Here is a 26415-nt window from a genome sequence, read left to right as displayed (position 1 = left end):
CCCCCGACACCTAAGGGTGTCGGGGGTTTTTGGGCCGTTTTGATTGATGGGGGAATCTATTGTTCTGTCAGTACCAGCGGTCCATTTCGGGTGATCGCTATCGTGTGCTCATACTGGGCGGAGAGACTGCCGTCGACCGTGCGGGCCGTCCAGCCGTCGGGATCGATGCGGGCGCGCCAGGAACCTGTAGTAAGCATGGGCTCGATGGTTAGGACCATTCCTTCTTCCAGCATTTCTCCACTGTTTTGAGGCCCGAAGTGGGGGACGGCTGGTTCTTCGTGGATCCGCCGGCCGATGCCGTGGCCGATGAACTGACGAACGACGGCATAGCCGCGGGATTCAGCGAAGGTCTGGATGGCGTGGGAGATGTGACCAATTCGATTACCTACCTTTGCTTGACGGATTCCTTCCAGGAGAGCGTCCATGGTAGCCTGCAACAGGGATTGGGCTTGGGAGGTGATTTTGCCTACCGGGTAAGACCAGGCGGAATCGGCCAACCAACCGTCTAGGTTAACGACCATGTCGACGGTGAGGATGTCCCCTTCCTTCAAGGGGGTATCATTGGGCATCCCGTGGCAGATCACGTCATTGACCGATGCACACGTGGCAAAGGGATAACCCATGTATCCTTTTTGTTCGGGAGTGGCTCCTAAACGCTCGAGATATTTCTCGACGAATCGGTCAATCTCCAAAGTGGTTGCCCCTGGGCGGATCCGCCCGGCGATCTCTCGGTGGCAGGCAGCCAGGAGTTTGCCCGCTCGGTGCATATGGAGGATTTCTTCTCTGCTTTTGATGAGGGCCATGGCGTATTTCCTTTCTATAAGGGGTCGCCATTAGTTTATGATGCAGAATGAAATCAGAGACGCGATTTGACCCGAAACACCGATAGCCCGATTGTCACCATTTCTTGAATATGAGGGTCAATCCCAGGATGACGAGCAGTGCGGGCCAATAGGTGTTAAGGGTGTCGGCGGCTCGCCCTAGCCCAGGGATCTCTGTTACACCAGGCCAGGCGAACAAACCGAGCAGGAGAAGCAAGGACCCAATAGTTCCTTGCTTATTATTTTTGCGAAGGATTCCACCGAAGAGGAGGAAGGAAGATCCGATAATGGCGGGTACCAGGCTCCAATGCTCGGGCCACTCGTTTACATGGGAAAGGCCCCAGGAGTGGATGCCCAGGCCGGTAATGATGCCGCCCCAAATCATCAGATGAGGCTTTCCTGTTTTTTTTCTGGCGATCAGGAGAATAGTGACTCCAGCGACGATTAAAAGGAACTCCCAATTGGTAATGGATTTGGGAATCGCCCCATTTAATTTACGCAACATCAATAGGGCTCCAGATACTACAAGTAGAATGCCAATCATTTTTCCGCGCATGATGTTCCCTCTTTCTGTACCGGTTTGCGAAGGCGGCGGAAGCGGATTTCTGCAAATACCATCCCGCACAGGATCAGTAGACATCCGGCAAGGGTCTTCCCATTCATGGAGGTTTCCAGCCACCACCAATCCGTCCAGGCGGCGAAAACAGGTTCCATAGCAAAAATAAGGGCGACCCTTGTTGGCGTGGTATACCGTTGGAAGTGGGTTTGTCCCGTGTAAGCCAATACCGTGGCAAATAGAGAGGTGATTAGGAGAGCTGCGATGACTTCTGTTCGGGCAAATAGACTCAAATTAAACCATGAATACCAAGGTTCGAAGAGGAGGGCAAAAACTCCGTTCAAAAAGGCAACCGTACCCACCTGAACGGTAACGAGGGGCAGGGCGTCGGCCCAGGAAGCGTATTTAGCGGTATAAACAATTTGCAGACCAAAACCGATGGCGCAGAGGAAAGCAAGCAAATCGCCTCTGTTCAGGCTGGAAAAATCGGCAAAGGCGAGGTTCCAGAGGCCTGCCAAGGCGAAGAGAGCTCCGGTTATGGCATTCCATCCGGGTTTTGTGCCGAGGATCCACAGACTGAAGACCGGGACCAGGACGACAGCGACTCCGGTCAGAAAACCGGATTTCCCCGAGGTGGTGTAAAGGAGGCTGAACGTTTGCAAGGCGTATCCGACAAAGAGCCAAATACCTAGATAACCCCCTGTTTTTCGGTAGCGTGGTTCGCGAATCTTCCAAGCCTGCCCGTTGATCCGGAGCAGAATCCAAAGCATGGTTGCTGCCAAGCCAAAGCGAAGGGCCAGGAAGGAGAAAGGGGGCATCGTTTCAATGGCATTCTGAACGAGCACAAAGGTAGCTCCCCATACAAAGGCGATCCCTAACAGCGCCGTATCGGCGACCCAGGTTTTTGTACGCAATCCCGTTCCTCCTGCCAAGTATGTATTCTTCCTCCATCGTAACACAATTTCACCATGGCACAGAGGGTACGATCAACCTCTTTATATCAAGGAGGAGAGATGCATTTTATATTATAAATGATGGCAGAGGTATGGTAGGATTATATACGACAAAGGTAGGGATATAAAGGGACGAAAAGGTAGCATCCACGCCTTTTGTTCCCCATCTGTCAGCTTTCTGGGTTTTCTGTTGAATCAACTGAGGGGAAATAAGCCGCTGGACCATTGGGAATTTTCCTGATAAAAGGGATCGGTGGCCCACTGGATAGCAAAAAAAGCTATTCGAAGCTTGTGCGTATTACATAATTGGGTACGAGTACAAAGAGAATGGCGGGTTGTCAGATGAAATGGAAACTATGGCTGGAGCAGATTTGCCGTTGGTTCGTCGTATTTTCGGCCTGGATTTTGGCCTTTTATTCACTCTTTCATCCGACGGCGAGCGGGTGGACTCTCTTGCACCTTTTCACGTTGGCCGCATTGCTCCTGGTCACCGAGTTTTTTCCCTACCCTGGCCACGACGGGCGGGTGACGGTCCACTTCCCTTTCCTGTTTACCCTCGCAACCATGTTTTCTCCGGGGATCGCCGGCTTTGTTTATATGGTTATCGTCCTGCCGGTCACCTGGCTCCGGAAGCACTCTTTGACGCGGGCGGCTTTTCGGACGGGGTATACAATCTTCGCTCTCTTTAGCGTCCAGTTTTTTCTCGATGCCATTGGCCAGTCTCTGTTTGAGAACGGGGGAGTCTGGGTACCTGTATTTGTCCTCTTAGGCTGTGTGGCGGTGTATGAGCTGACAAGCAAGGGGCTGCGGGACGGTGTGGAAATGATGCGCCCCCGCCCCCGGGCTAACCGGCTCTGGGTGAATAACTGGCTGTTGGAGACAGGGATCGCCCTCTTTTCCTGGGGCTATGTTTGTGCATACTACGGTATGCTTCACCAGGGGCGGGAGACAGACCCTTTGGCTTTTCTGTTTTTCTTCACGCCGCTGACTGCTTTTGCTGTTTTATCCAATGTGTTTGCGAGGCTTCTCCGTAAAAAGCGGAAGCTGGAACTATTATTTCTGCTCACCCGTAATATCAACAAAAACCTGAAGCTGAACAAGGTGATGGAACATACCCTTCTGCCTTTGTCTAAAGTGATCCGGTTCAGCTTCGGAGTTGTCTACTTGGTGAAGAATGGCCGGTTGTCCCCGGCGGTGACAGCCGGAGATTTTCCGAAGCATCTGCGACGGCAATCTCAGCCGCTGAACCGGGGGTTATCCGGTTGGGCTGCTTCCCACGCCCGACCAGCTTTGGTTCATCACGCCAAAATGGATCCCCGCTGCCAGAAGGATCGGGCGGACTTTGAGGATGTCCGTTCGCTTCTTGCCGTGCCTCTGGAGATGGATGGTGAGGTGCTTGGTGTAATCACCCTGGGCAAAACCGAGCGGGGTGGCTTTGAAGAGGCTGATCTAACCTTTTTACAGGTGCTGGCCAGCCAGACGGTAATCGCTATACGAAATGCCCGTCTCGTCGAAGAACGGGAACGGCGGGTGGTGGCAGAAGAACGGAACCGCCTTGCGAGGGATATTCACGATGGAATCGCCCAGTCTTTTGCAGGGGTTTTAATGAAGGTTGAATCATCGCTCAAGGTGTATGACACCCAGCCGGATAAGGTGAAAGAATGGCTGGAAGAGAGTCGAGCAAAACTCCGGGAAGGGTTGAAAGAAGTCCGTTACTCCATTACGGCTCTCCGTCCTTCGCCGGCACAGAAAATCGGCCTGATCCCCGCCCTTAACCGGCGGGTGGAGGCTTTCCAAAATGAGACCGGGGCAGAGGCGGTCTTTGAAGCAGAGGGAGAGAAAATCCCTTTGCGGTGTGAAACAGAAGAAACGATTTACATGGTTTGTCACGAGGCTTTGTCCAACGCTGCGAAGCACGCCAAAGCCAATGAAGTGAAAGTAACCCTCGTATTCGAACCGGAGGAAGTGAGATTGGTGGTTCAGGATGACGGAGTAGGTTTCTCTCTTGCCCGGGCTGTATACAAGGCGGAAGCCCAAAAACGCTACGGCATCGTCGGCATGAACGAACGGGCCCAAAACCTCAAAGCTGCCTTGCAGTTCGACAGCGAAGAAGGGGTGGGTACGACCGTTACCTTGAGCATCCCGATCGGAGAAGAGGAGGAGGCTGCTGTCCATGCCCATTAATGTCCTATTAGTGGACGATCACGCCGTACTGCGAGACGGTTTGTCCAACATCATCAGCCTGGAGAAAGATATGGAAGTAGTCGGGCAGGCGAACAGCGGGAGCGAAGCGTTAGAGATGTTCGAGGAATTGAAGCCGGATGTAATCCTGATGGATATCAATATGCCGGGGATGAGCGGAGTGGAAGCCATCCGACGTATCCGGGCCAAGAACCAGAAGGTGGCCCTGCTGGTTCTGACTATGTTCGACCGGGACGAATATCTTTATGAATCCATCCGGGCGGGGGCCACAGGTTATCTCTTGAAGGACGCTCCCTCTTCCGATGTCATCGATGCGATTCGCTCCGCCTCCAGGGGAGAGTCTATCCTGCATCCGGTAATGGCACGCAAACTCCTGGATAACATCAGCGGGGAGAAAAAAACGGATCGCGGCACCGGGGAAGACTCCCTGACACCGCGAGAATTGGACGTACTCAATTTGATGGTGAAAGGCCTATCCAACAAAGAGATTGCTGAGCAACTGTTCATCAGTGACAAAACGGTCAAAATCCATGTCAGCAATATCCTAAAGAAGCTGCGGGTAAAAAGTCGTTCCCAAGCGATTATCTATGCGATCCAGCACGAATTGGTCATGCTGGAGTAAGGCGGTTGATTCATCTGGGGGCTACTCTAGGTCTCGGTGGCGAAGGAGACGACGCTCCAATCGGTTGACGACCTGATACATCAAGGTGGCGCAGAGCGCGACCAGGACGAGAGAAAGAAGAACCAGGTTGAGGTTGAACACCTGGAAGCCATAAATGATCAAATAACCGAGCCCCTCTTTAGAGACAAGGAATTCACCCACAATCACGCCGACCCAGGCTAATCCGACGTTTACTTTTAGAGTGGCGATCATTTCCGGGATACAGGCGGGAAAAATGATGGTAAGGAAGAGCTGTCGTCTGGAAGCGCCGAAGGCCCGGGCAAGCTTATGGTAATCGGGATCTACACTTTGGAAGGCGGAATGGATGACCAGCGTCGTGATAACGATGGTGATGGCTACGGCCATGGCGAGGATGGAGCCGAATCCTGCGCCGATGGTCACGATGAACAAGGGGCCGAGGGCTACCTTAGGCATGCTGTTCAATACAACGAGGTAAGGATCCAATACCCGGGATAGGAACGGAGAAGCCCAGATTAGTGTAGCCAGGCCGGTTCCCGCGGCTGTCCCCAAAAGAAAGCCTGCAACGGTCTCCATGGCTGTGAGGCCGATGTGATGGAAAAGGTCCCCTGTCGCGACCATCTGCAGGAACAATTCCCAGATACGGGACGGACTGCTGAAGAGGAAAGGGTCGATCCAGCCGGTTTGGGCGCCCCACTCCCAACCGCTGAGGAGGAGGAGCAGGATCGCCGTCCGGACAGCCCCCACGTGGATATCTTGGAGGCGGAGACGCCGCAAGTGAGCGGCATGGATGTTGGATTGGGCATCCCGTATGAGCCAGCGGTTCCATCTCTTTCTCATGTTTGGTCGATCTCCTTCCACAATTCATTGAAAAGAGGACGGAAGGAGGGCCGGTCCCGGGCGGAAAGGGGGGTGGCTTGCCTGATTTCCTCTGGCACCTCCAAGGTACGGCGGATGTGCCCTGGATGCCCTCCCATGACGTAGATCCGGTCCGAGAGGGCTAAGGCTTCTTCTAGATCATGGGTTACCAGGAGAACGGTCATCCTTTGCCCTTTGAGCACGTTTACCAGCAGCTCTTCCAAGTGAAGCTTGTTTTGATAATCTAATGCGGAAAACGGTTCATCCAACAAGAGCAATTCCGGCTGTACGGCAAGGGTGCGTACAAGAGCGACGCGCTGGCGCATTCCGCCGGAGAGCTGGGAGGGATACTGGTGCAAAGTATGTCCTAGGCCCAGTTCTTGCAGGAGATAGCGGGCATGACCCGCTGTTTTTTTGTTTTTTAGACCACGAAATTCCAACCCGAGTGTAATGTTCTCCTCCACGGTCCTCCAGTCCAAGAGGCAATCCTGCTGAAGCATATAGCTGATGCGGTCGGATGGGCCGTCTACCGGTCTGCCGAAAAGGAAGATTTCTCCTGATGTAGGGGGGATAAGCCCCGCTACTAAGGAGAGAACGGTGCTTTTTCCACAGCCGCTGGATCCGATGAAACTGACGAACTCACCCGGATTGATTTGGAAAGAGATCGGCTCCAACGCCTCCACTTGATCTTGTCGGCTTAGATAGGTTTTCGTTGCTCGATTGGCTTCGATGGCACAGGCGGTCATCGATTTCCCTCCTTCCGCATTCCAGGATCATTCCGGTTCTTTCATAACTTGGTTGGTTAAGTCCATGCGGATCACTTGGTCATAGGGGACGCGTTCGGGCAGTTCACCTGCCTCTTTCATCACGTCCAGCAGAAGCCCATACTCTGTCTTGTCAATAAACGGGTCAGTGGCCCAGGAACCCTGAGCTTGGTAGCGTTCCAGCACCTGAACCACGATTTGGCGGTTGGTGTCCGGGAAGAAGGATTGCACGGTGTCGGCAATTTCCTCTGGTTTATGGGATTCGCACCATTTCTGTGCTTTTTGGAGGGCGCGAATATACCCTTTGATTAACTGGGGATGACCTTTCATGTATCCTTCACGGGTGAGATAGACGGTATAGGGAAGCCGTCCGCTCTCTTTGCCAAAAGAGGCGACGATGGTCCCTTTTCCTTCCTGTTCAATCTTGGAGGCGAGGGGCTCAAAGAGCTGGGCGTAATCGCCGGTCCCTGACAGGAAAGCGGAACCGAGGTTTTTGAAGTCGATGTTTTGAATAATGTTGACGTCTTGGTGGGGTTTCAGCCCGTTCTTGCGCTGGACGTGTTCACTGACCATTTCCGGCATCCCTCCTTTGCGTTGCCCGAGGAGGGTTTTCCCCTTTAGGTCTTTCCACTCGAAATCCTTTGCGGGCTTTCGAGAAACGAGGAAGGTACCGTCGGTCTGGGTTAGCTGTGCAAAGGCGACGACAGGATCTTTGGCACCCCTTGAGGTGACGTAGATTCCGGTCTCGGCACCGACCAGGACGATATCCGCATCCCCGGAAAGGAGGGCGGCCATCGTCTTATCTCCGCCGAACCCGTTGGTCAACTGAATATCGAGACCCTCTTCTTTGAAATAACCTTTTTTGATTGCCACATATTGGGGAGCATAAAAGAGGGAGTGGGTCACTTCGACGACCTGTACCTTCTCAAGCCCTCCCTTCGATCTGTCAGTGGCACAGCCGATCAGGGTGAAGAACAGGATCAGAAAGAGCGGGAAAGCGATACGGACCAACCTCATCGGGAATCTCCTTTCTCCCTTGAAAAGGGTTCCGAAAATAGGCTGATGTATCGTATGCCCCCGCTTCAAATTCTGTTCACAACCCTTTTTTCACGGTGGAATAGCCTATGCTATAATGGGGTATGAATACACGAGATCTGTTGGCCTTTTAGCCTGTGCCGCGGGCCAGCAGATGACGGGACGTCCGATAGGACACCCGGGTAGATTCGGGGTGGAGTCTATGCATATCATCGTAACCGGATTTAACCATAAAACGGCTCCAGTGGAATTGAGAGAGCGGATGGCCTTTTCCTCCGAGGATCTCGGTCGCTCTCTCCGCCGACTGCGCCATATGAAAAGCATCTTGGAATGCGTCGTTGTCAGTACTTGCAACCGGATGGAATTGTACGTGGTGAGCGACCAAATACACACGGGTGTATATTATTCGCAATCCTATCTGGAAAGTGAGTTTGGCGTCCCGCAAGAAGCATTTACGGACCACTTGTATGTTAAGAAGAACGGGGAGGCAGTCAACCACTTGTTTTCGGTTGTGTGTGGCCTTGATTCGATGGTTCTCGGGGAGACGCAAATCCTGGGTCAAGTAAAAGGTGCTTTTCTCGCTGCCCAGGAAGAGGGTGTCACCGGCACGATTTTCAACCATCTCTTCAAAGAGGCGGTTACGCTGGGCAAAAAGGTTCAGTCGGAAACGGAGATTGGACAGAACGCCGTCTCCGTCAGCTATGCGGCAGTTGAACTCGGGAAGAAGATGTTCAGCACGTTTACCGGGAAGACGGTCCTGTTGTTGGGGGCGGGGGAGACCGGTGAACTGACGGCAAAGCACCTTGCCGATGCCGGTGCCGCTCGGGTGTTGGTCCTCAATCGGACCCTAGAGAAAGCGCAGGAATTGGCAGGGCGGTTCCAGGGCGAAGCACGCCCGCTCTCCCGGTTGGTCGAGTCAATCCGGGAGGCGGATATCGTGGTCAGTTCCACGGGTGCACCGACTTCGGTGATCGGGAAGGAAGCGGTGGAAGAGGCCGTGAAAAAACGTCTCAATCCCCTGTTTCTGATTGATATCGCCGTCCCTCGGGATGTGGATCCCGATATCCACGGTTTGGACAATGTCTATCTTTTTGACATTGATGATTTGAAAGGGATCGTGGAGGCGAACATCGATCTTCGCCGCCGTGAGGCGGAGAAGGCCCAAACCTTGATCGCCGATGAGGTCGCCTGTTTTAATGAATGGCTTCAGACCTTGGGTGTGGTACCTCTGATCACGGCCCTCCGCGAAAAGGCGATCGGGATTCAGGAAGAGACGATGCAGAGCATCGAGCGTAAACTCCCGGACCTGACAGAACGGGAAAAGCGCGTCCTCCGCAAGCATACGAAGAGTATTGTCAACCAGCTTCTTCGCGACCCACTGTCCCGGATCAAGGAGATGGCGGCTACTCCGGAGCGTGAACAGGCTCTGGAGATGTTTGTCCAAATCTTCGCCCTGGAAGAGCAACTGAAAGAGATCACGCGGGAAGAAACCGAAGAGAAAAAGACCGTATCCGAAACCCGGGGGCCGGTGCTACAACCGGCTCTAGCAGGCGAGGTTTCCATCCGTTCCTGAACGAAGGGGGAGGCCGAGGTGTTCGCCGAGCATTGGTTCTACGATTTTATCATTTATATCTACGCCCTAAGTTTGTTGTTTGCTTTCTCAGACTTGATGCAGCCCAACCGGCCGGCCCGCCGGTTGGCTCTCCTTTTTCTCGTGGCCGTTTGGCTGTCTCAGACGGCCTTTTTCGTATGGAGGGCGACGAAACTGTTTCCTGTGCTGACCGGTTTTGACTCGCTCATGTTCTTTTCTTGGACGCTGATCACGGTCACCCTGGTCATTAACCGGTTTTACAAGATGGATTTCTTCGTATTTGCAGCGAACTTGCTGGGTTTCGCCATTTCCGCTGTCAACCTGTTTATCATACCCAATCATGGCCTGGGGTTGAGGGAGCCCCTTTTGTCGGAGCTGGTATTTATCCATGTGGTGATGGCGTTTCTCGCCTATGTTTTTTTCTCTTTGTCGACAGTATTTGCGGTGCTCTATCTGATCGGAAATTCCCTACTCAAAAAGAAGAAGTGGAACCAAACGCTGCGCCGGCTTCCTAGTTTGGGCCGGTTGCAACTTTTTTCTTACCGCTTAAACATGCTTGGGGTGCCCCTGTTGATCCTGGCTCTCATTCTCGGCGTTATCTGGGCTCAGCAAAAAGTGGGAGGCGGCTTCTGGTTTGACCCGAAGATCATCGGTTCCCTATTGGTGCTGGCGGTGTATTCCGTCTACCTTTACCAACGAAGGGCTGGGGGATGGAACGGACGTCGGCTCGCCTGGTGGAGCGTCCTTTCTTATTTTACTGTGCTGGGGAACTACTTAATCTCCAATGCGGGGCTTTCTTTTCACCAATGGCTTTGAAACGGATCGGTGGAGGAAGCATCGATAGACCATCGGGTTGGAACGGGATTTCTTAAAGTTGATCGACAGAAGAGGAGGACGCATCGATGCGAACGGTAATCGTGGGAACAAGACGGAGCGACTTGGCTATCACTCAGACGCAATGGGTGATGGATAGGATGGAAGAGGCGTTGCCAACCTCTTGGGAGCTTCGGCAGGAACGGATGGTGACGAAGGGAGACCAAATTCTCAATGTCACCCTTTCTAAGGTGGGAGGGAAAGGATTGTTCGTTAAAGAAATCGAACAGGCCCTCCTCGATGGCCGGCTCGATATGGCTGTCCACAGTATGAAGGATATGCCCGGGGAAATGCCGCCGGGGTTAACTATGGGAGCGGTTACTGTACGCGAAGATCCCCGGGATTGTTTGATTTCCAGGACCGGGTCGACCCTGGAAACCCTACCGGAAAATGCTCTTGTCGGGACGAGCAGCTTGCGTCGTCAAGCTCAAATCCTGGCGTATCGACCGGATCTGCGTGTGGAACCGGTACGGGGTAACTTAAACACCCGGCTGAAAAAAATGATGGAAGGTCAATTCGACGCAATTGTCCTAGCTTATGCGGGTATCAAACGGCTCGGTTGGGAGGAGAAGGTGACCCAGGTTCTGCCCGAGGATGTGATGCTGCCTGCCGTGGGTCAGGGGGCGCTGGCAGTTCAGTGCCGGGCCGATGACCATGATATGCTGGAAGTCCTCCAGAGGGTTAATGATTCGGAGACGGAACGGGTGATCCGGGCAGAACGAACCTTTCTCCATGCATTTGAAGGTGGATGTCACCTGCCGATCGCCGGATATGGCACACTGGAAGGGGAAGAAGTTCATCTTACCGGTTTGGTGGCGGATCCTACGGGCCATCCTCTCTTGAAAGGGGAAGCGAGGGGCACCGACGAGGAGGAGGTGGGTCGGAGGCTGACTGTCGACCTGATGGAACAGGGGGCACGGGAGCTCTTGGAGAAGGTGAAGGATGGTATCGGGGAATGAAGCCCGGGCGCATTGTTTTTGTGGGGGCAGGCCCTAGTCCCCAGGGACTATTGACGGTTCGGGGGAGGGAAATCCTGGAACGAGCCGAGGTGCTCGTTTATGACGAGGAAATCCCTGCAACCTTGTTGATAGAGGCCCCTGATGGGGCAGAACGGTTCCTGACTACTGGCGATACCGCCGAGCTGCTCCTCTCCCTGGCAAAGAAAGGGAGGGAGACGGTTCGCTTGATACAGGGAGCTGCTTCTTTCTCCAACAACCTGCGAAAGGAAGCGGCAGCTCTCGCTGAAGCGGGAGTCCCCTTTGAGGTAATACCCGGGGTATCCCCAGAGATCGCCGCCTCCGTCTTCGCCAGTATTCCCCTTCCTACAGGAGAGTGGATTCTACGGGGGGGAGAGGGAGAGGTCCAAATCCTCTCCCTGAAAGGGATTTCTCCAGCAGAGGCAGCTGGGCGGTTGATCGATGCCGGTTGGCCGTCCTCCGCTCCTGCCGCCTTGGTAGCTTGGGGGGCAAGGAGAGAGCCGCGAGTAGAGAGGTATAACCTTGGATGGTGGACAGGAGAGAGGGAGAGCCCGCCACCTGGCTCCTTGTTGATCGTAGGGGAGGGAATGGCTGACTCTTTCGGACTTTCCTGGTTTGAAAAACGCCCGCTCTCAGGGAAACGGGTGTTGGTTACCCGGGCCAAAGGCCAAGGGAGCCTCCTTTCCAAATTGATTCGCGACCAGGGTGGTGAAGCGGTGGAGTTACCGATGATTCGGCTGACACCTCCGCCGGAAGGAGGGCTACTGGATGACGCCCTCCGCCGATTGAGTGACTTTTCTTGGGTGGTTTTCACCAGTGCGAACGGAGTGGATTTCTTTTTCCAACGCCTGCGCGGCTTGAAACGGGATATTCGAAAGATTCACCGGGCAAAGATCGCCGCCGTCGGGCCAAAGACAGCGCAATCTCTGGAGGAAAAAGGCATCATGGTCGATCTCATTCCGAAGGAACACCGGGGAGAAGGATTGGCTGCTGGACTCGCCTCTCTGGTGAAGGCAGGGGAGGAAATTCTCCTCCCGCGAGCGAACATCGCCCGTAAACGGTTGGTCGAGGAACTGGTTGCTCTCGGTTGCCGAGTGACTGATGCTCCTGCTTATCATACGCTACCCGACACGCGAGGAGCCCATGAGGCGGCCCGTCTGTTGCGAGAGGGGCAGCTAGACATCCTCACCTTTACCAGCCCGTCAACAGTAAGGAATTTCGTTCAAGCCATGAAGTTCATGGAGCCTGAGTGGAAATCTATAGTTTCCCGGGCGAAAATTGCCTGTATCGGTCCTGTTACGGCTGATACTGCAGAGAAGCAGGGGCTGAGTGTCGATGGGACCGCCGAGCCCTATACCATCGAAGGCTTGGCGGAAGTTGTCAGCCGCTTGTCGAATATACATTGAGCCATCCGAAAATGTCGGTATGCTTTCTACGGAATGTTAAGAAGGAGGATGGACCATGAAAGCTTTTGCCCGTCACCGCCGTCTGCGTCAGAATGAAGCCATTCGCCGCATGACACGGGAAAATCACCTATCACCCGCAGACTTTATCTATCCGCTGTTTGTTGTGGAAGGGAGCGGGATTAAGAAAGAGATTCCCTCGATGCCGGGAGTCTTTCACTATTCGCTGGACCGGCTCGGGGAAGAGCTGGATGAAGTGGCGGAATTGGGCATTCCCTCGGTCATTCTGTTTGGAGTGCCCGAACACAAAGATGCCTGTGGGAGTGAAGCCCAAGCGGAAAATGGGATTGTTCAGCAGGCGATCCGTAGGGTGAAAGAACGGCAACCTCACCTCTATGTAATGGCTGATACCTGCCTTTGCCAATACACCGATCATGGCCATTGCGGTGTGGTGGAAGAAGGGAAAGTGCAAAATGACGAGTCGCTGGACCTCCTGGTGAAAACGGCTGTTTCCCAGGCGAGGGCCGGGGCTGACATGATTGCCCCTTCCAACATGATGGACGGTTTTGTCGCTGCCATCCGTCGCGGGCTGGATGAGGCGGGTTTTAAGGAGATCCCCATCCTCTCCTATGCCGTGAAATATGCTTCAGCATTTTACGGTCCTTTTCGGGATGCAGCACACTCCTCCCCGCAATTTGGTGACCGGCGCACATACCAGATGGACCCCGCCAATTCCCGGGAGGCTCTCAGGGAAGCAGCCACCGACGTGGAAGAAGGAGCGGACATGTTGATGGTGAAACCGGGGTTGGCTTATATGGATATCATCCGTCAACTCCGTGACCGATTCCACCTGCCTGTTACCGTTTATAATGTAAGCGGAGAATACTCCATGGTGAAAGCGGCTGCCGAGAAGGGCTGGATTAATGAACGGGACGTGGTCCTGGAACTTCTCCTGGGAATGAAACGGGCGGGGGCCGAGCTGATTCTGACCTATCATGCCAAAGAAGCGGCTCGCTGGCTACAGGAGATGACGTAAAGATCGGGGTTTAAAGCCGGCGAAGGGCACCGCAGGAGGTGTCCTTCCTTCTATTCCGATTTGAAACCAAAACGACAACTCCGGCGTTGAAGAAGGAGGAACAAACGTGCCCGAAGAGTATACGCTTCGGATGGTCCGGGCGGAAGCCCAGAAGAGAGCCTTTGATATCCGGTATGATGATGCCCGCATCCTACTGGACACTCCTGGTCCGTGGAACCTGAAGAGCTGGTCTGTCCAGCTGGATGGAATGGACGCGGATAGTACGGAAAGGTTGGATGACTGCTTTTATTATGGGCGTAAACAGTTAACCCTGGTGATGGAGACCGAGGGGGGTAAACCTCTTCGCGGGGAAGCGGTTCTTACCAAGGTTGCCATCGGTCCACGGTCCCGAGCCTGGCTTGAAGGAGCGGGAACGTTGGAGGGCTTCCAAGCCCTGTAATAGGGAAACAGAGCGAAGGAGTGATCCATGTGGTGCGAAGCTATGAGCAGTCGGCTGCCCAGTTTGAAGAAGCGTTGAAATATATCCCCGGCGGCGTAAACAGTCCGGTGCGTGCCTTCAAGAGTGTGGATATGTCCCCGGTCTCGGTGGCGCGTGGGAAAGGCTCCCGGATTTATGACGTAGACGACAATGAATACATCGATTATATCTGTTCCTGGGGTCCTCTTATCCTGGGTCATGCTCATCCGGAGGTCACCTCGGCGGTCCGTACCGCCTTGGAGAAGGGTACTAGTTTTGGATTGCCCACCACAGCGGAAACGGATCTGGCCCGGCTGGTAACAGAGATCGTGCCTTCCGTTGAGGTGGTCCGGATGGTCAACTCTGGAACGGAGGCGACCATGAGCGCCCTTCGCCTGGCACGGGCTTTCACCAAACGGAACAAGATCCTCAAGTTTGAGGGTTGCTACCATGGCCATTCCGACAGTTTGTTGATCAAGGCCGGCTCCGGTGTGGCCACCCTGGGGCTGCCCGACAGCCCTGGCGTCCCGGACAATACGGGTCAGCACACGTTAACCGTCCCCTATAATGATGTCGACAGTCTCCGGGTGGCCTTTCAGAAGTTCGGTCACGACATTGCCGCTGTCATTGTCGAGCCGGTGGCGGGCAACATGGGAGTCGTACCGCCGGAACCGGGATTCCTGGAAGGACTGCGGCGTTTGACTCATCACTATGGTTCCCTGCTTATCTTTGATGAAGTGATGACCGGTTTCCGGGTGGATTATCACTGTGCCCAGGGAAAGTATGGGGTAACTCCGGATCTTACCACCATGGGCAAAGTGATCGGTGGCGGTCTGCCGGTGGGTGCCTACGGCGGGCGAAGGGACATTATGGATATGGTGGCTCCTTCCGGCCCTGTTTACCAAGCCGGTACGCTGTCGGGTAACCCCTTGGCGATGGCGGCGGGGCTTGCCACCTTGACCGAATTGGGCAAGGATGGGACCTATGAACTTCTAGAGAAACGGGCAGCCCGCCTAGCGAAGGGAATCGCTCGCAATGCAGAGGAAGTGGGGATCCCCTATTGGATCAATCGGGTTGGCTCGATGGTTTGCTTCTTCTTCACCGAGGAGAAGGTAACCAGCTACGAGCAGGCCAAAAGAGCAGACACCGGGAGGTTTGCCCGCTATTTTAAGGAGATGATGGAGCGAGGCGTCGCCGTTCCCCCCTCCCAGTTTGAGGGGATGTTTGTGTCTACCGCCCATTCGGAAGAGGACATTGAACAAACGATTGAAGCCAACCGGGATGCCCTGGGAGCGCTTTGATCCCTCACGTATTGATTGTTGACCTGCCGACCTCAAGGGTCGGCAGGTTTGTTTTTTAGGAGAATTATAAAAGAACGAGGTGGAGCCCCTTGGCGGACTAGGGTATATCCGCCCAGGCTCTCGCATAAGGTTACAGTACAGTCGTAAACCTATGACTTCCATCCATACTCCTGCATCCAGGGGATTTTGTGGCCCTGAGATATAGGGGGAGGGGTGAAACGGGGACTCTCCGTTGGCTGCTTATATGCTAAAGAGGCGGCAAGTCTCGGGTTTCTTCGGTAACCATTGTCCTGAGGGGGGATTTTTGTTGACGGAGAATTATAACCAACTCCGGTTTGACATACTGGAAAAGGTCCGTCTCCATCCCCAGCAGCCGGGGATCGGGACCCTGCTGGAATTGGACTTGTATCCGGATGTTGAAATCGAAGATCAGAACACCCATCTAAAGATTGAGGGATACCTTCGTCTAAATGGAACCTATGTACCGGATGAAGGCTTCCATCTGCAGCCGGGCGAGGATGGAACGGCTGGAGAGGGGACGGAAAAAGGGGAAGGGGCTATATCGGAGCAGAAAAAAGAGGAAATCGCTTATGTGATCCCGGTAGAGATTACCCTACCTGCGGAACGGGCAGATATCGAACAGATTGCTTCCGAGATCGAGTCCTTTGACTACAAGGTGCTTTCTCCCTTTGAGCTTCAGATTGAAGCAGTCCTTACCATAGACGGGCTTCTGACCGAGATGAAGAAGGAGGAGCAGCAACCGGACTATGAGGTAGTGGACACAAGCAAGACGGCCACTTTTACCGTTCCCGGGCCGGGTCGAATGGAAGGAGAGGAGCAGGAGGAAGCGGAAGAACAGCAGTCATCCTTACATGAAGAGCTACCGGACTCAGAGAATCTGGTGTCGGAGCCTCAATCCGAGGAGTACGAATTTGTCCATGTTGCCCGTTATGATGGGGAGGAAGACTCGAAATCGGAGGAGGCTGACTCTTTAGCCGAAGAGTTTCCTGAAGAATTGGACCGCCCCACTGAAGTATCCTCCCATTTTGAAGACGAGGGGGAAACTCAGGAAGAGGAATCCGCAGAGGAGAGCCTTCCCGCTGCCGACGAAGAAAGAACAGAAATGAATACCCGTCCGGAATTTCTTATCCGGGACCGGGGGGACTGGGACGGTTCTGATCGTTACCTCCGAGACCCTCATATCGGCGAATTCGATTTTCAAGATTTAGAGAATAATGAACAAGCGAAGTTTGGCCTAGAACGTCTATCGGATTCCGGTGAAAGCCGTCGGGAGAGTACGACAGAGAATATGGAAGAAACTGATCTCAATGATCGTGATTCCTTCCCCGATGAAGCGGAAGAAGAGGAAAAAGGGACCAGCTTGGAGTGGGCGCAGTGGATGCTAAAGGAAGAAAAAGATCAATTTGTGAAACTGCGTATGGTCATCGTCCAGAAAGAGGATTCCCTCGATGCGCTTGCCGAACGGTATGAGGTTCCAGCTAGTAAGATCCTGCACCTAAACCGGCTGGAAAGCAATGTACTGGAACAGGGACAAATTGTCTATATCCCTTCACAGCCTAGGCCCTAGGAAAGGGCTTGTCATAGAAAAGGGAGAAAGGGGGATCAACGATTGAAATTGGATCCTTCCCTCGACGGGCCGGTCCTGTCTGAGGTGTTCGACCGATATGGGTGGTCGCCCCGACGGATCCATTATACGAGGGGTGTCCTTCGGGTCCAGACTGATGAAGGGGAGTTCGCACTGAAAAAAAGCTCCGTCCCTGGGGAAAAACTGCGAATTCTCCACCAAGTACTGGAATCGATCCGGGAAAAGGGGTACCCACACCTGCTTTCCTGGGTAATGACCAGGAAAGGAGAACCTTTCGCCGAAACGGACCAGGGAAACTGGTATGCCAGCCCTTGGTATGGGAAGGCGGCGGTGAAAGGGAACGAAGTGCCGGCTGACGAGTTGATCCGGGATTTGGCCCGTTTTCACCGTTTAAGCCAGCCCTTGGTAGAGGAGGAAGAACCTCTTTTTGAAGCTTCTCTTGCTTCTTTGCCGGAGCAATGGCGGGAATGGAAGAAACAGATGGATCGGTGGCGGGAGCTTGTCGGGAATCGGGAATTTTCCTCTCCCTTCGACCGGACATTCCGGGAGCACGGCGATTTCCTTGAGAAATCCCTCCAGTTCTCCCTCCAGGGAGTAGAACGATTCACGGTTAGCGGGGGAGATCTCCCCCGTCGAGCTCTCCTTCATAAGCGGCTTCATCCCCAGAATCTCCTGGTCGGGGATGAAGGTTGGCGCTGGATCGACTGGGATAATGCGGCAGTCGGCAGTCCGGCGGGTGATATCGCAGCCTTCCTGCGCCGTTTTCTCCCTGTGGAGGAGGATGAAATTCTCGACCCAGCAGCTCTTCTGGAAGCGTATGAAAAAGAATGGCCGTTGCCTGGGAATGAGAAAAAGCTTCTCGCTCTCCACCTGGCTTACCCGGTACGGCCTTTACGGCTCCTGCACCGCTATTATACGGAACGCCGGCATGACGGAGAGGCTGCTACCATCCGCCGTCTGGAAGAGGAAGTGGACCGTCTCCATGTTTTTCAGGATTGGATTCGGTCGGAATGGAAACAAAAACCCTCCCGGAAGCCTACTGAGAAGAAACCGGGGCGGGAAACAGCAGGAGTCCGCTCAGGTAATCCATCCGCTCGCCGTCGTCCGCCTGGTGCGAGACGGCAGAGAAATTAAAGGACTTTTCAGGCATGGTTTGATTCTATTTGCAAAAAATTGTTCATGGTTAGCCGCTCAGCGGCTTTTTTTATTTTTGTCGGAAGTTGAACGGTTCCTAAACCAACGCCTTCCACCAATCAGGGTAAAAGCGGAGTGGATGGGTGATAATATGAAAAACTTGTTGTGAAGGGGGTGGGAGATTGTTCAAGAGATGGCTTTTTAAACGGGGCAAGAAAGCCACGCAACAACAAGGGGTGGAAAAAGAAAGCGATACGATGTCCGCATTGAAAAAAGACCTTCCCGATAATATTAAGAAGATCCAAAACGATTTCGGAGACAGCAGCGATCTGAAAATCAGGCAGCTTCGTCTGGGTGGTAGGGAGCCGTCCAGGAAATTGGCTGTAATCTATCTGGAAGGATTGATCGATGAAAACAGACTCCAGGACTTTATTCTTCAATCGCAACAAAGAGCTGATCATTCGAAAATGGACTGTGATCTTCTCGAAAGGATCAAAAACGAGCTTCTTGCTGTGGGGGAGGTCCAATCCGTTGTGGACTTTCCAAGCGTATACCAATCGGTCGTAAGCGGAAATACGGTGATCCTGATTGAAGGGTTTATGGAAGGAGTGGCCCTTAGTGTCGAAGGGTCGGAAGGCCGTTCGGTTTCTAAGCCATCCACTGAGACAGTCATCCGCGGTCCTCAGGAAGCTTTCAATGAAAATCTGCGGACGAATACCGCCCTGGTTCGTCAGATTATCCGGACGCCCGACCTATGGATGGAAACCAGGCAGGTAGGAAAGATAACCAAAACAGACATAGCAATTATGTATATTCAGGGGATCGTCAACGAACATGCTCTAGAAGAAGTGCATGAGCGGATGGATCGAATCGATATCGATGCGGTGTTGGAAAGTGGCTATATCGAAGAGATGATCCAGGATGCTAACTTCTCTTTCTTTCCCACGATTGACAATACCGAGCGTCCCGATGTGGTTGCTGCCTCGCTCCTGGAAGGGCGGATCGCGATCTTCGTTAACGGGACGCCCTTTGTTCTTATGGTACCGGCCCTGTTCGCCCAATTTCTTCAGTCACCGGAAGACTATTATACACGGTCAGATTTTGGATTGATCCGTATCCTGCGGTATATCGCGGTATCCATCTCTTTTCTTGCCCCATCTCTCTATATTGCGATTACCACCTTTCACCAGGAGATGCTGCAAACCACTCTTTTGATTAGTATCGCTGCACAGCGGGAAGCGATCCCTTTTCCCGCCTTAGTCGAAGCCTTGATCATGGAATTCACTTTTGAAGTATTGCGTGAAGCTGGTATCCGGATGCCGAGGGCGGTGGGTTCCACCATCTCTATTGTCGGGGCCATCGTGTTGGGTGAAGCGGCCGTTCAGGCGGGGCTGGTTTCCCCTGCCATGGTGATTATCGTATCGATCACCGCCATCGCCGGCTTCGTCTATCCTTCCATAGCCATGGGATTTCCTTTCCGGGTTTTGCGGTTTGCTCTTATGGGACTGGCCGCTTCCTTTGGCTTATTTGGGATCTTCATTGGATTGATGATGCTGGTTCTCCATTTGTGCAGCTTACGTTCCTTCGGGGTCCCATATATGTCTCCGATGGCACCCATGAATGCAGCTGGAATGAAGGACTCCTTGTTTCGTTTCCCCCTATGGTCCCTTCACACCCGTCCGCGGTTAATCAGCCGGCGAAACGTCGTGCGAGAGAGAAGTTCCAATTCGGTAAAGCCTAAACCCCGTCCATAAGAGGGGAAAGTGGAGGTAGCCAAGCATGATCAAGCGAATCGGAATTCTTTGTTTGGTCGGCTCCCTATTGCTCCTTACTGCAACAGGATGCTGGGATCGACGGGAACTTAATACTCTTGGCATCGCGATCGGCATTGGGATCGATAAAGTGGGGACCCGGTATCGCGTGACCGCTCAAATCGTTAGTCCAGAGGCGGTTACGGGACAACGGGCACAAATCGGTCCACTTGCCACCACTTACCAGGCGATGGGAGATACCGTGTTTGAAGCATTAAGGAAAATAACCACGAAATCCCCGAGAAAGATTTATGTCGCTCATATCCGCGTCCTAATCCTTAGCGAAACGTTAGCGAAAGAGGGGATTCGCAATGTGTTAGATTTCTTTTTCCGGGATCCCGAGGTCAGACCCGATTTTTACGTCCTCATCGCCAAAAAAAACAGTGCTCGGGATTTGCTGTCGCAATTCACACGGGTGGAAAAAATCCCTGCATCGAAAATGTTTTTCTCCCTGGAGACTTCGGAAAAGAGCTGGGCTCCGACGAAAGGGGTGAAACTGGATCAACTCCTTTCTGAAATGATGACCAAAGGGAAGGCTCCAGTCCTAGCGGGAGTTGAAATCAGGGGAGAAGAAGAAACAGGCGAAACGGAGGCGAATCTGAACACCATCACCCCCCCCTCTCTGGTGGTTATCGAATTGATGGGGGTACTCAACAAGGACAGGCTGGTCGGCTGGCTCAATCAGGAGGAAAGCAAAGGGTACAATTACATCAGAAATAACATCACGAACACCGTCGGTCACCTTCCCTGCCCCCAAGGAGGGAAGGTTGTCATCGAGGTAAAGGGGATCCAATCAAAAATCAAGGGAGAGATCAGGAAGGGGAAGCCGAAACTTACCGTAGAGATTAAGGGCGAAGGGAATGTGGGGGAAGTCGCCTGTAACATCGACCTCTCGAAGAAGCAAACCCTTTACGAATTGGAAAAAAGAACGGAACAACGGATTAAAAAAATGGCTGAGATGAGCATCAAAAAAGCGCAGGGCTACCGATCCGATATTTTTGGCTTTGGCGAGGCGATTTACCGCAGTGATCCGAATGTGTGGAAAAAGCTTAAGAAGAACTGGGACCGGGAATTCGTCAAACTCAAGCCTGATGTCAAGGTGGATTTCAAAATTCGGCAAACCGGGTCAGCGGGTAATTCTTTCATTGAAGGAATGTGACTTTTGACCGCGGCCTAAGAGGGGGGATCCGGATGTTTATGATTGGGATCTTTGTGGTGGTTGCTGCCATTCTATACATCGAAGTCCCGAAGTTAAAACAGCAAGGGATGAAAAAGGGACTGTGGCTTTTCTCGATCCTCCTTCTGTTTGGAACCGGGTTGAATATCGCTTACGGGTTGGATCTGGATATCCCAAACCCGTTGGATGGGGTCGTGCTTATTTACAAACCGTTGAGTGATTGGATATTCGGTTGGTTAAAGTGAGTCAGTCCTTAATTAGGAAGTGAGACGCCATGATGAACCAAGGCTACATATCGGGGCGCCAGTTTATGATTTTGGTTATTCTGTTTATGATGGGGAACGCGGTTTTGTTGACCCCTACCATAGTGATCGATTCGGCAAAACAAGATGCTTGGATCGCCGCCGCCTTGGGTTTGGTCGAAGGTGTGGTGATCGCTCTTTTGTATGACGCGATCGGAAGACGGTTTCCCGGTAAGACCCCTATAGAGTTTACGGGGGAAATCTTGGGGAACTGGATGGGTAAAATGGTTTCGTTCCTGTTTTTTACCTTTGCTTTTATAGATACCATCCTCATGTTGAATCAAGTGGGTGATTTCATTACGACCTACATTCTGGTTGAGACACCGATTCAAGCGATTCTTCTTCTTTTTTCTATCGTTCTGATCTTCGGGGTTCGGCTTGGGATCGAACCGCTTGCCCGTGCTGCGGAATTGTTGTTTCCATGGGTGGTCGCCTTATTTCTCATCCTGATCCTTACTTTGGCCCCCGAAATGAAAGGAGTACGGCTCGAGCCTATTCTCGCTGAAGGGGTAAAACCAGTTTTGGAAGGGAATATCCGTTATGTCGCATTCATTTTTGAAACGGTCATATGGTTTATGGTTTTTCCCGCCTTTACTCGGGCTAAGGCGACTAAAAAACCCTTTCTAATCGGGATGATTGTGGCTAACCTTCTGCTGGTAATGATGAATGCCGTCTCGGTATCGGTTCTTGGGGCTGACATCGCGAAGTTGTATAACTATACACCATTTAAGCTGGCGCAAAGAATCAGTCTGGGTCAGTTTGTTGAGCGTGTGGAAGTCATCGTGGCGGGGATATGGTTCATCACTCTCTTTATAAAAACAGCGATTAGTTTTTACGCTTCAGCCTTCAGCCTCGCACTGGTTTTTCGCCTCAAGGATTACCGGCCCTTGACTATGCCCCTGGGTCTTATCATGATTCCCCTCAGTTTAATATTCGTTCCGAATATCCTGTATCTCACCACTTTCACGAAGCTGATCTGGCCCCCTTTCACTGCGACGTTCGGGGTTCTTTTGCCCGTTCTTCTCTTAGGAGCGGCAATCCTCCGCCGTAAGGGAACGTCAGCTTGAACACGAGCTTCATGATCACCCCAACCGCTAACCCCGGCGGATGCCGGTGTTTTTTTGTGGTTAGATGGTGAAAAAAGACCTCAGTGTTCGTATTCACTTTTGCAGCTGGGGCTATCGAGAGGATTGGGGTATCCATGCGGTACGAAACGGTTTCATTGAGCGATTGGTTTTTTTCCCGAAATCGGCTGGTTTAAACGCAATTTTCTGGCTCGGGCGGTGCCTTCGGAGAGGATAGCGGGTTATCGCACCCGATGATCCGAGAAGCTCACGGCTTCAGCCATGGGAGAAATCACTTTCTCTTCCTTCGTTCTTCCAACCAGATTTCCATCATTTTCAGGGGGAAGAATAAGGCGGCAGAAAAAAATAGAGCCCTGAACCATTCCATGGGGATCACCCTTTCCATCTCTATATGACTCATTCGAGCGAATCCTCGTTGAAAGGTTTGCCTTCAACCAAATTATATGCGTAACGGAAACACAAAGTGTACACAAGTGTCGTGCTGCCTTTTTACGCGCCGGAAATGATGAAAGAGGGAAAAAGGGTAGACAAGCCGAGGGGAAAGGAGCAAAATAAACGTTGAGAGAAAGCATGAGGAGTAAGGGGGGTTCATCATGAGCACTGTGAAATCAACGGTCAGAAGCATGTACCGGGGTCTGTTGATTCTTCTCATCCTCAGTTTCCTGCTATTGAGTACGGTCCTGCTGTTGGCTTTTCTGGCCAATCCGCAGCTGATGTGGGAAAGCGTACAGCAAGCTTTTGGAATGACCCGCTGATTTACCGTAACTCCGGCACTTATTTCTTTATAAAAGCATCGACAACCCCAGGGCTGGCCGCTGTGGGTTTGTTGGTGTGCCGTTTCCTTGCGCCCCCGAGACTTTTTTGGTACAATTTAGTTCGCGAATGGGAAGCTCAAAAAAGTGATGACAGGGAGAGTAGGCAGAATTTAGCCTTTCAGAGAGGAGCCTCCCCGGCTGCAAGGGGTTCCAGGTGAAACTGTCGAAGGTCCCCCTCGAGCTGCCCGCCTGAAGGTTAAGTAGGGTGGGACGCGTCCCCGGCGTTACCGGGATCTCAGAGTGCATCGTAGGTTCTTTTTGAACGCGATGAATAAAGGTGGTACCGCGGAACTCCTTCCGTCCTTTGGATGATGAAGGAGTTTTTTATTTTTGTAAAAGTCGACAAAGGAGGGCTATGATGGCTGATCAAAAAAGCATGTCTTCGGCCTATGATCCGAAGCAATCCGAAGAGAAATGGAATGAGTTTTGGTTGAAGGAAGGTTTTTTCCGTGCTGGAAAACATCCGGAGCGGGAGCCTTTCACGATTGTCATTCCGCCGCCTAACGTAACCGGCAACCTTCATATCGGTCACGCTCTGAATATGACCTTGCAGGATATCATGACCCGCTTCAAGCGGATGAACGGGTATGACGCTCTCTGGCTCCCGGGGATGGATCACGCTGGGATTGCTACCCAGGCGCGGGTAGAGGCGCGCCTTCGAGAAGAGGGAGTCAGCCGCCATGATTTGGGTCGGGAAAAATTTCTGACCCAGGTATGGGAATGGAAAGAAAACTATGCCGAGATCATTCGCAGTCAGTGGCGCAAAATGGGCCTCTCCTTGGATTATTCCCGGGAGCGGTTCACGATGGATGAAGGGCTTTCCCAGGCGGTTCGTGAAGTTTTTGTCCGTCTGTATGAAAAAGGGCTCATTTACCGCGGAAAGTACATTATTAACTGGGATCCGGCAGCTCGAACGGCTCTTTCCGACATTGAAGTGATCCATAAAGAGGTGCAGGGGAAACTTTATCACATGGAATATCCCCTCACCGACGGCAGCGGTAAGATCCGGATTGCCACGACAAGGCCGGAAACGATGTTGGGGGACACGGGTGTCGCTGTTCATCCCGAGGATGACCGCTATAAGGCGTTAATCGGAAAGACGGTCCTATTGCCGATCGTGGATAGAGAGATCCCGATTGTTGCTGATGAACATGTAGATCCGGAATTCGGAAGCGGGGCGGTGAAGATCACTCCTGCCCATGATCCGAACGATTTCGAGATCGGTCGCCGTCACGACCTGCCCCAAATCCTGGTGATGGATGAGACAGGAACGATGAATGAACAAGCGGGTCCCTATCGGGGATTGGATCGATTCGAATGCCGTAAAGCCTTACTAAAAGATTTGCAGGAAGACGGGGTACTGGTCGAGGTTGAAGATCATGTCCACTCCGTTGGGCATAGTGAACGGTCCGGAGCCGTGGTGGAGCCTTATTTGTCCACCCAATGGTTTGTTGCTATGAAACCCTTGGCCGAGTCAGCCATCCAAGATACGCGGTCAGGGGAAGGCGTCCGTTTCATTCCGGGGCGGTTTGAGAAGATCTACCTCCACTGGATCGAAAATGTACGGGATTGGTGCATTTCCCGGCAACTGTGGTGGGGCCACCGGATTCCGGCTTGGTACTGTACAGATTGTGGAAAAATGCTCGTAGCCAAGGAAGATCCTGATACCTGCCCTCAATGTGGCGGAAAGAACCTAAAACAGGATGATGATGTCCTGGATACCTGGTTCAGTTCCGCACTGTGGCCCTTCTCTACCCTGGGGTGGCCAGCCGGTACAGAGGACTTGAAACGGTACTATCCAACGGATGTGCTTGTGACCGGGTATGATATCATCTATTTCTGGGTTGCACGGATGATTTTCTCCGCCCTGGAGTTTACCGGAGAAAAACCCTTCAAGGATGTTCTCATTACCGGTTTGGTCCGGGATGCTGAAGGTCGCAAAATGTCCAAATCACTGGGTAACGGAGTCGACCCGATGGATGTCATCGATAAGTACGGAGCAGATGCGATGCGATTTATGCTGTCTACCGGCTACACTCCGGGGAATGACCAGCGCTTCCGTTGGGAGCGGGTGGAATCGGCCCGCAACTTCGCCAACAAGATCTGGAACGCCTCCCGCTTTGCTCTCATGCACCTGGAGAAGGAGGAAGTTGGGGATCTTTCCCTGGGGGAGAACTTGTCTACAGCGGATCGCTGGATCCTCCATCGCCTCAATGAAACGGTGAGCGAGGTGACCCGCCAGCTGGATCGGTACGATTTTGGTGAAGCTGGGCAAGTACTCTATCAATTTATCTGGAACGAGCTGTGCGACTGGTATATCGAGTTCGCCAAGCTTCCTCTATATGGGACGGACGAACAGGCAAAACGGACGACCCGGGCGGTCCTAGCCCATGTCTTGGATCAATCCCTGAGGCTTCTTCACCCGTACATGCCTTATGTGACGGAAGAAATCTGGCAGCACCTGCCCGTGGATGGAGAAAGTCTCACGATTGCCGACTGGCCCTCTCCCCATTCGATGTTTGAAGCGCCAGAAGCGGTGCGTGAAATGGAAGTGCTGATTGAAACCATCCGTGCCGTTCGTAACATTCGCGCTGAAATGGAAGTAGCGCCCAAAAAACAGGTGGATCTACTGATCAGGGCTGAGGCCGAAACACTTCCCATCTTCCGTCACAACGAACCGGCAATTCGGCGTCTCTGTGGAGTGGAGAACCTGACTGTAGAGGTGGATCTGGCGCGTCCGGGCCGGGCGATGACCGCCGTCGTTACGGGTGCCGAACTATTCCTTCCTCTAGAAGGTTTGATCGATATCGAACAGACCATCACCCGTCTGGAAACCGAGAAGAAAAAGTTGGACAAAGAAGTGGAACGGGTGGAAAAAAAGCTCTCCAACCCTGGGTTTGTGGCGAAGGCACCGTCCCACGTGGTCGACGAAGAGCGGAAAAAAGGCGAAGAGTATAGGGAAAAGCGGACCAAAGTGGAAAATCGCCTTCAGGAGTTAAAAGGGAAGTAACCGGAAAA

At 52.8% G+C, this 26415-nt stretch carries 23 protein-coding genes and 1 other annotated feature; of the genes, 17 read left to right on the top strand and 6 right to left on the bottom strand.

Features of this window, described 5'->3' with window-relative positions:
* Positions 1-56: 56 nt before the first annotated feature.
* The 3 genes from map to ACFOUO_RS16475 all read right to left on the bottom strand — a co-directional run bounded on the left by map (position 57) and on the right by ACFOUO_RS16475 (position 2291).
* Positions 57-803: a type I methionyl aminopeptidase gene (gene map, locus ACFOUO_RS16485; RefSeq protein WP_380706225.1), complete on the bottom strand. Its 747-nt coding sequence runs from the start codon at positions 801-803 to the stop codon at positions 57-59.
* A 94-nt stretch (positions 804-897) separates the two neighbouring features.
* Positions 898-1377, bottom strand: coding sequence for a hypothetical protein (locus ACFOUO_RS16480; RefSeq protein ID WP_380706224.1), 480 nt, complete (start codon positions 1375-1377; stop codon positions 898-900).
* Positions 1362-2291, bottom strand: a complete 930-nt coding sequence (locus ACFOUO_RS16475; protein ID WP_380706223.1) for a DMT family transporter — start codon at positions 2289-2291, stop codon at positions 1362-1364. Before ACFOUO_RS16475 ends, ACFOUO_RS16480 begins: the two co-directional genes overlap by 16 nt.
* 381 nt (positions 2292-2672) lie before the next feature.
* Here ACFOUO_RS16475 and ACFOUO_RS16470 point away from each other — a divergent pair, with 381 nt between their 5' ends.
* Both ACFOUO_RS16470 and ACFOUO_RS16465 read left to right on the top strand, forming a co-directional pair.
* Positions 2673-4514 carry a GAF domain-containing sensor histidine kinase gene (locus tag ACFOUO_RS16470; RefSeq protein ID WP_380706222.1) on the top strand — a complete coding sequence of 614 codons (1842 nt, stop codon included), beginning with the start codon at positions 2673-2675 and terminating at the stop codon, positions 4512-4514.
* Positions 4504-5154, top strand: a complete 651-nt coding sequence (locus tag ACFOUO_RS16465) for a response regulator (protein ID WP_380706221.1) — start codon at positions 4504-4506, stop codon at positions 5152-5154. The genes ACFOUO_RS16470 and ACFOUO_RS16465 overlap by 11 nt, the downstream gene beginning before the upstream one ends.
* Positions 5155-5175: 21 nt before the next feature.
* Here ACFOUO_RS16465 and ACFOUO_RS16460 read toward each other — a convergent pair whose 3' ends face one another.
* The 3 genes from ACFOUO_RS16460 to ACFOUO_RS16450 are packed head-to-tail and all read right to left on the bottom strand — an operon-like array spanning position 5176 to position 7811.
* A complete protein-coding gene (locus tag ACFOUO_RS16460) occupies positions 5176-6012 on the bottom strand; it encodes an ABC transporter permease (protein ID WP_380706220.1) in 837 nt (278 codons plus the stop codon).
* The gene (locus ACFOUO_RS16455) at positions 6009-6776 is read right to left on the bottom strand and encodes an ABC transporter ATP-binding protein (RefSeq protein WP_380706219.1); all 768 of its coding nucleotides are present in this window, start codon (positions 6774-6776) and stop codon (positions 6009-6011) included. Before ACFOUO_RS16455 ends, ACFOUO_RS16460 begins: the two co-directional genes overlap by 4 nt.
* Before the next feature lie 27 nt (positions 6777-6803).
* Complete coding sequence (locus ACFOUO_RS16450) at positions 6804-7811, bottom strand: ABC transporter substrate-binding protein (RefSeq protein ID WP_380706218.1); 1008 nt, start codon at positions 7809-7811, stop codon at positions 6804-6806.
* 220 nt (positions 7812-8031) lie between these two features.
* Between ACFOUO_RS16450 and hemA the strand changes: the two genes are divergently transcribed.
* The 15 genes from hemA (at position 8032) to ACFOUO_RS16375 (ending at position 26407) form a co-directional block, all read left to right on the top strand.
* Positions 8032-9402: a glutamyl-tRNA reductase gene (gene hemA / locus ACFOUO_RS16445; RefSeq protein WP_380706217.1), complete on the top strand. Its 1371-nt coding sequence runs from the start codon at positions 8032-8034 to the stop codon at positions 9400-9402.
* Positions 9403-9420: 18 nt separating this feature from the next.
* Positions 9421-10236 carry a cytochrome C assembly family protein gene (locus tag ACFOUO_RS16440; protein WP_380706216.1) on the top strand — a complete coding sequence of 272 codons (816 nt, stop codon included), beginning with the start codon at positions 9421-9423 and terminating at the stop codon, positions 10234-10236.
* 86 nt (positions 10237-10322) lie between these two features.
* Entirely contained in the window at positions 10323-11252 is a 930-nt protein-coding gene (gene hemC / locus ACFOUO_RS16435) for a hydroxymethylbilane synthase (RefSeq protein ID WP_380706215.1), read from the top strand.
* Complete coding sequence (locus ACFOUO_RS16430; protein ID WP_380706214.1) at positions 11249-12676, top strand: bifunctional uroporphyrinogen-III C-methyltransferase/uroporphyrinogen-III synthase; 1428 nt, start codon at positions 11249-11251, stop codon at positions 12674-12676. Before hemC ends, ACFOUO_RS16430 begins: the two co-directional genes overlap by 4 nt.
* A 55-nt stretch (positions 12677-12731) precedes the next feature.
* Positions 12732-13709: a porphobilinogen synthase gene (gene hemB / locus ACFOUO_RS16425; protein ID WP_380706213.1), complete on the top strand. Its 978-nt coding sequence runs from the start codon at positions 12732-12734 to the stop codon at positions 13707-13709.
* A 106-nt stretch (positions 13710-13815) separates the two neighbouring features.
* A complete protein-coding gene (locus ACFOUO_RS16420) occupies positions 13816-14148 on the top strand; it encodes a hypothetical protein (RefSeq protein WP_380706212.1) in 333 nt (110 codons plus the stop codon).
* Between the two features lie 32 nt (positions 14149-14180).
* A complete protein-coding gene (hemL, locus tag ACFOUO_RS16415) occupies positions 14181-15467 on the top strand; it encodes a glutamate-1-semialdehyde 2,1-aminomutase (protein ID WP_380706283.1) in 1287 nt (428 codons plus the stop codon).
* Between the two features lie 307 nt (positions 15468-15774).
* Positions 15775-17055: a LysM peptidoglycan-binding domain-containing protein gene (locus ACFOUO_RS16410; RefSeq protein WP_380706211.1), complete on the top strand. Its 1281-nt coding sequence runs from the start codon at positions 15775-15777 to the stop codon at positions 17053-17055.
* Between the two features lie 42 nt (positions 17056-17097).
* Positions 17098-18207: a phosphotransferase gene (locus ACFOUO_RS16405; protein WP_380706210.1), complete on the top strand. Its 1110-nt coding sequence runs from the start codon at positions 17098-17100 to the stop codon at positions 18205-18207.
* Between the two features lie 257 nt (positions 18208-18464).
* Positions 18465-19961, top strand: a complete 1497-nt coding sequence (locus ACFOUO_RS16400; protein ID WP_380706282.1) for a spore germination protein — start codon at positions 18465-18467, stop codon at positions 19959-19961.
* A 25-nt stretch (positions 19962-19986) separates the two neighbouring features.
* Entirely contained in the window at positions 19987-21177 is a 1191-nt protein-coding gene (locus ACFOUO_RS16395; protein WP_380706209.1) for a Ger(x)C family spore germination protein, read from the top strand.
* 32 nt (positions 21178-21209) lie between these two features.
* Positions 21210-21440, top strand: coding sequence for a hypothetical protein (locus ACFOUO_RS16390; protein WP_380706208.1), 231 nt, complete (start codon positions 21210-21212; stop codon positions 21438-21440).
* 29 nt (positions 21441-21469) lie between these two features.
* Positions 21470-22564, top strand: a complete 1095-nt coding sequence (locus ACFOUO_RS16385; RefSeq protein ID WP_380706207.1) for a GerAB/ArcD/ProY family transporter — start codon at positions 21470-21472, stop codon at positions 22562-22564.
* A gap of 611 nt (positions 22565-23175) precedes the next feature.
* Positions 23176-23337 (top strand): hypothetical protein, encoded by a 162-nt coding sequence (locus ACFOUO_RS16380; protein WP_380706206.1) that lies wholly within the window; start codon positions 23176-23178, stop codon positions 23335-23337.
* A 138-nt stretch (positions 23338-23475) separates the two neighbouring features.
* Positions 23476-23705, top strand: a binding site (T-box leader).
* Positions 23706-23755: 50 nt separating this feature from the next.
* The gene (locus ACFOUO_RS16375) at positions 23756-26407 is read left to right on the top strand and encodes a valine--tRNA ligase (RefSeq protein ID WP_380706205.1); all 2652 of its coding nucleotides are present in this window, start codon (positions 23756-23758) and stop codon (positions 26405-26407) included.
* The last annotated feature ends 8 nt before the right edge of the window (positions 26408-26415 follow it).

The organism is Salinithrix halophila, assembly GCF_042650125.1.
GTDB lineage: Bacteria > Bacillota > Bacilli > Thermoactinomycetales > DSM-45169 > Salinithrix > Salinithrix halophila.
This window is presented reverse-complemented; position numbering and strand designations above follow the sequence as displayed.

Coding starts and splice junctions, on each gene's coding strand:
- ACFOUO_RS16385 (WP_380706207.1), top strand. CDS start 21,470: ATGATGAACCAAGGCTACATATCGGGGCGCCAGTTTATGATTTTGGTT.
- ACFOUO_RS16465 (WP_380706221.1), top strand. CDS start 4,504: ATGCCCATTAATGTCCTATTAGTGGACGATCACGCCGTACTGCGAGAC.
- ACFOUO_RS16375 (WP_380706205.1), top strand. CDS start 23,756: ATGGCTGATCAAAAAAGCATGTCTTCGGCCTATGATCCGAAGCAATCC.
- ACFOUO_RS16455 (WP_380706219.1), bottom strand. CDS start 6,776: ATGACCGCCTGTGCCATCGAAGCCAATCGAGCAACGAAAACCTATCTA.
- map (WP_380706225.1), bottom strand. CDS start 803: ATGGCCCTCATCAAAAGCAGAGAAGAAATCCTCCATATGCACCGAGCG.
- ACFOUO_RS16380 (WP_380706206.1), top strand. CDS start 23,176: ATGAGCACTGTGAAATCAACGGTCAGAAGCATGTACCGGGGTCTGTTG.
- ACFOUO_RS16430 (WP_380706214.1), top strand. CDS start 11,249: ATGAAGCCCGGGCGCATTGTTTTTGTGGGGGCAGGCCCTAGTCCCCAG.
- ACFOUO_RS16450 (WP_380706218.1), bottom strand. CDS start 7,811: ATGAGGTTGGTCCGTATCGCTTTCCCGCTCTTTCTGATCCTGTTCTTC.
- ACFOUO_RS16480 (WP_380706224.1), bottom strand. CDS start 1,377: ATGCGCGGAAAAATGATTGGCATTCTACTTGTAGTATCTGGAGCCCTA.
- hemA (WP_380706217.1), top strand. CDS start 8,032: ATGCATATCATCGTAACCGGATTTAACCATAAAACGGCTCCAGTGGAA.
- ACFOUO_RS16390 (WP_380706208.1), top strand. CDS start 21,210: ATGTTTATGATTGGGATCTTTGTGGTGGTTGCTGCCATTCTATACATC.
- ACFOUO_RS16395 (WP_380706209.1), top strand. CDS start 19,987: ATGATCAAGCGAATCGGAATTCTTTGTTTGGTCGGCTCCCTATTGCTC.
- hemB (WP_380706213.1), top strand. CDS start 12,732: ATGAAAGCTTTTGCCCGTCACCGCCGTCTGCGTCAGAATGAAGCCATT.
- ACFOUO_RS16460 (WP_380706220.1), bottom strand. CDS start 6,012: ATGAGAAAGAGATGGAACCGCTGGCTCATACGGGATGCCCAATCCAAC.
- ACFOUO_RS16400 (WP_380706282.1), top strand. CDS start 18,465: ATGTCCGCATTGAAAAAAGACCTTCCCGATAATATTAAGAAGATCCAA.
- hemC (WP_380706215.1), top strand. CDS start 10,323: ATGCGAACGGTAATCGTGGGAACAAGACGGAGCGACTTGGCTATCACT.
- ACFOUO_RS16470 (WP_380706222.1), top strand. CDS start 2,673: ATGAAATGGAAACTATGGCTGGAGCAGATTTGCCGTTGGTTCGTCGTA.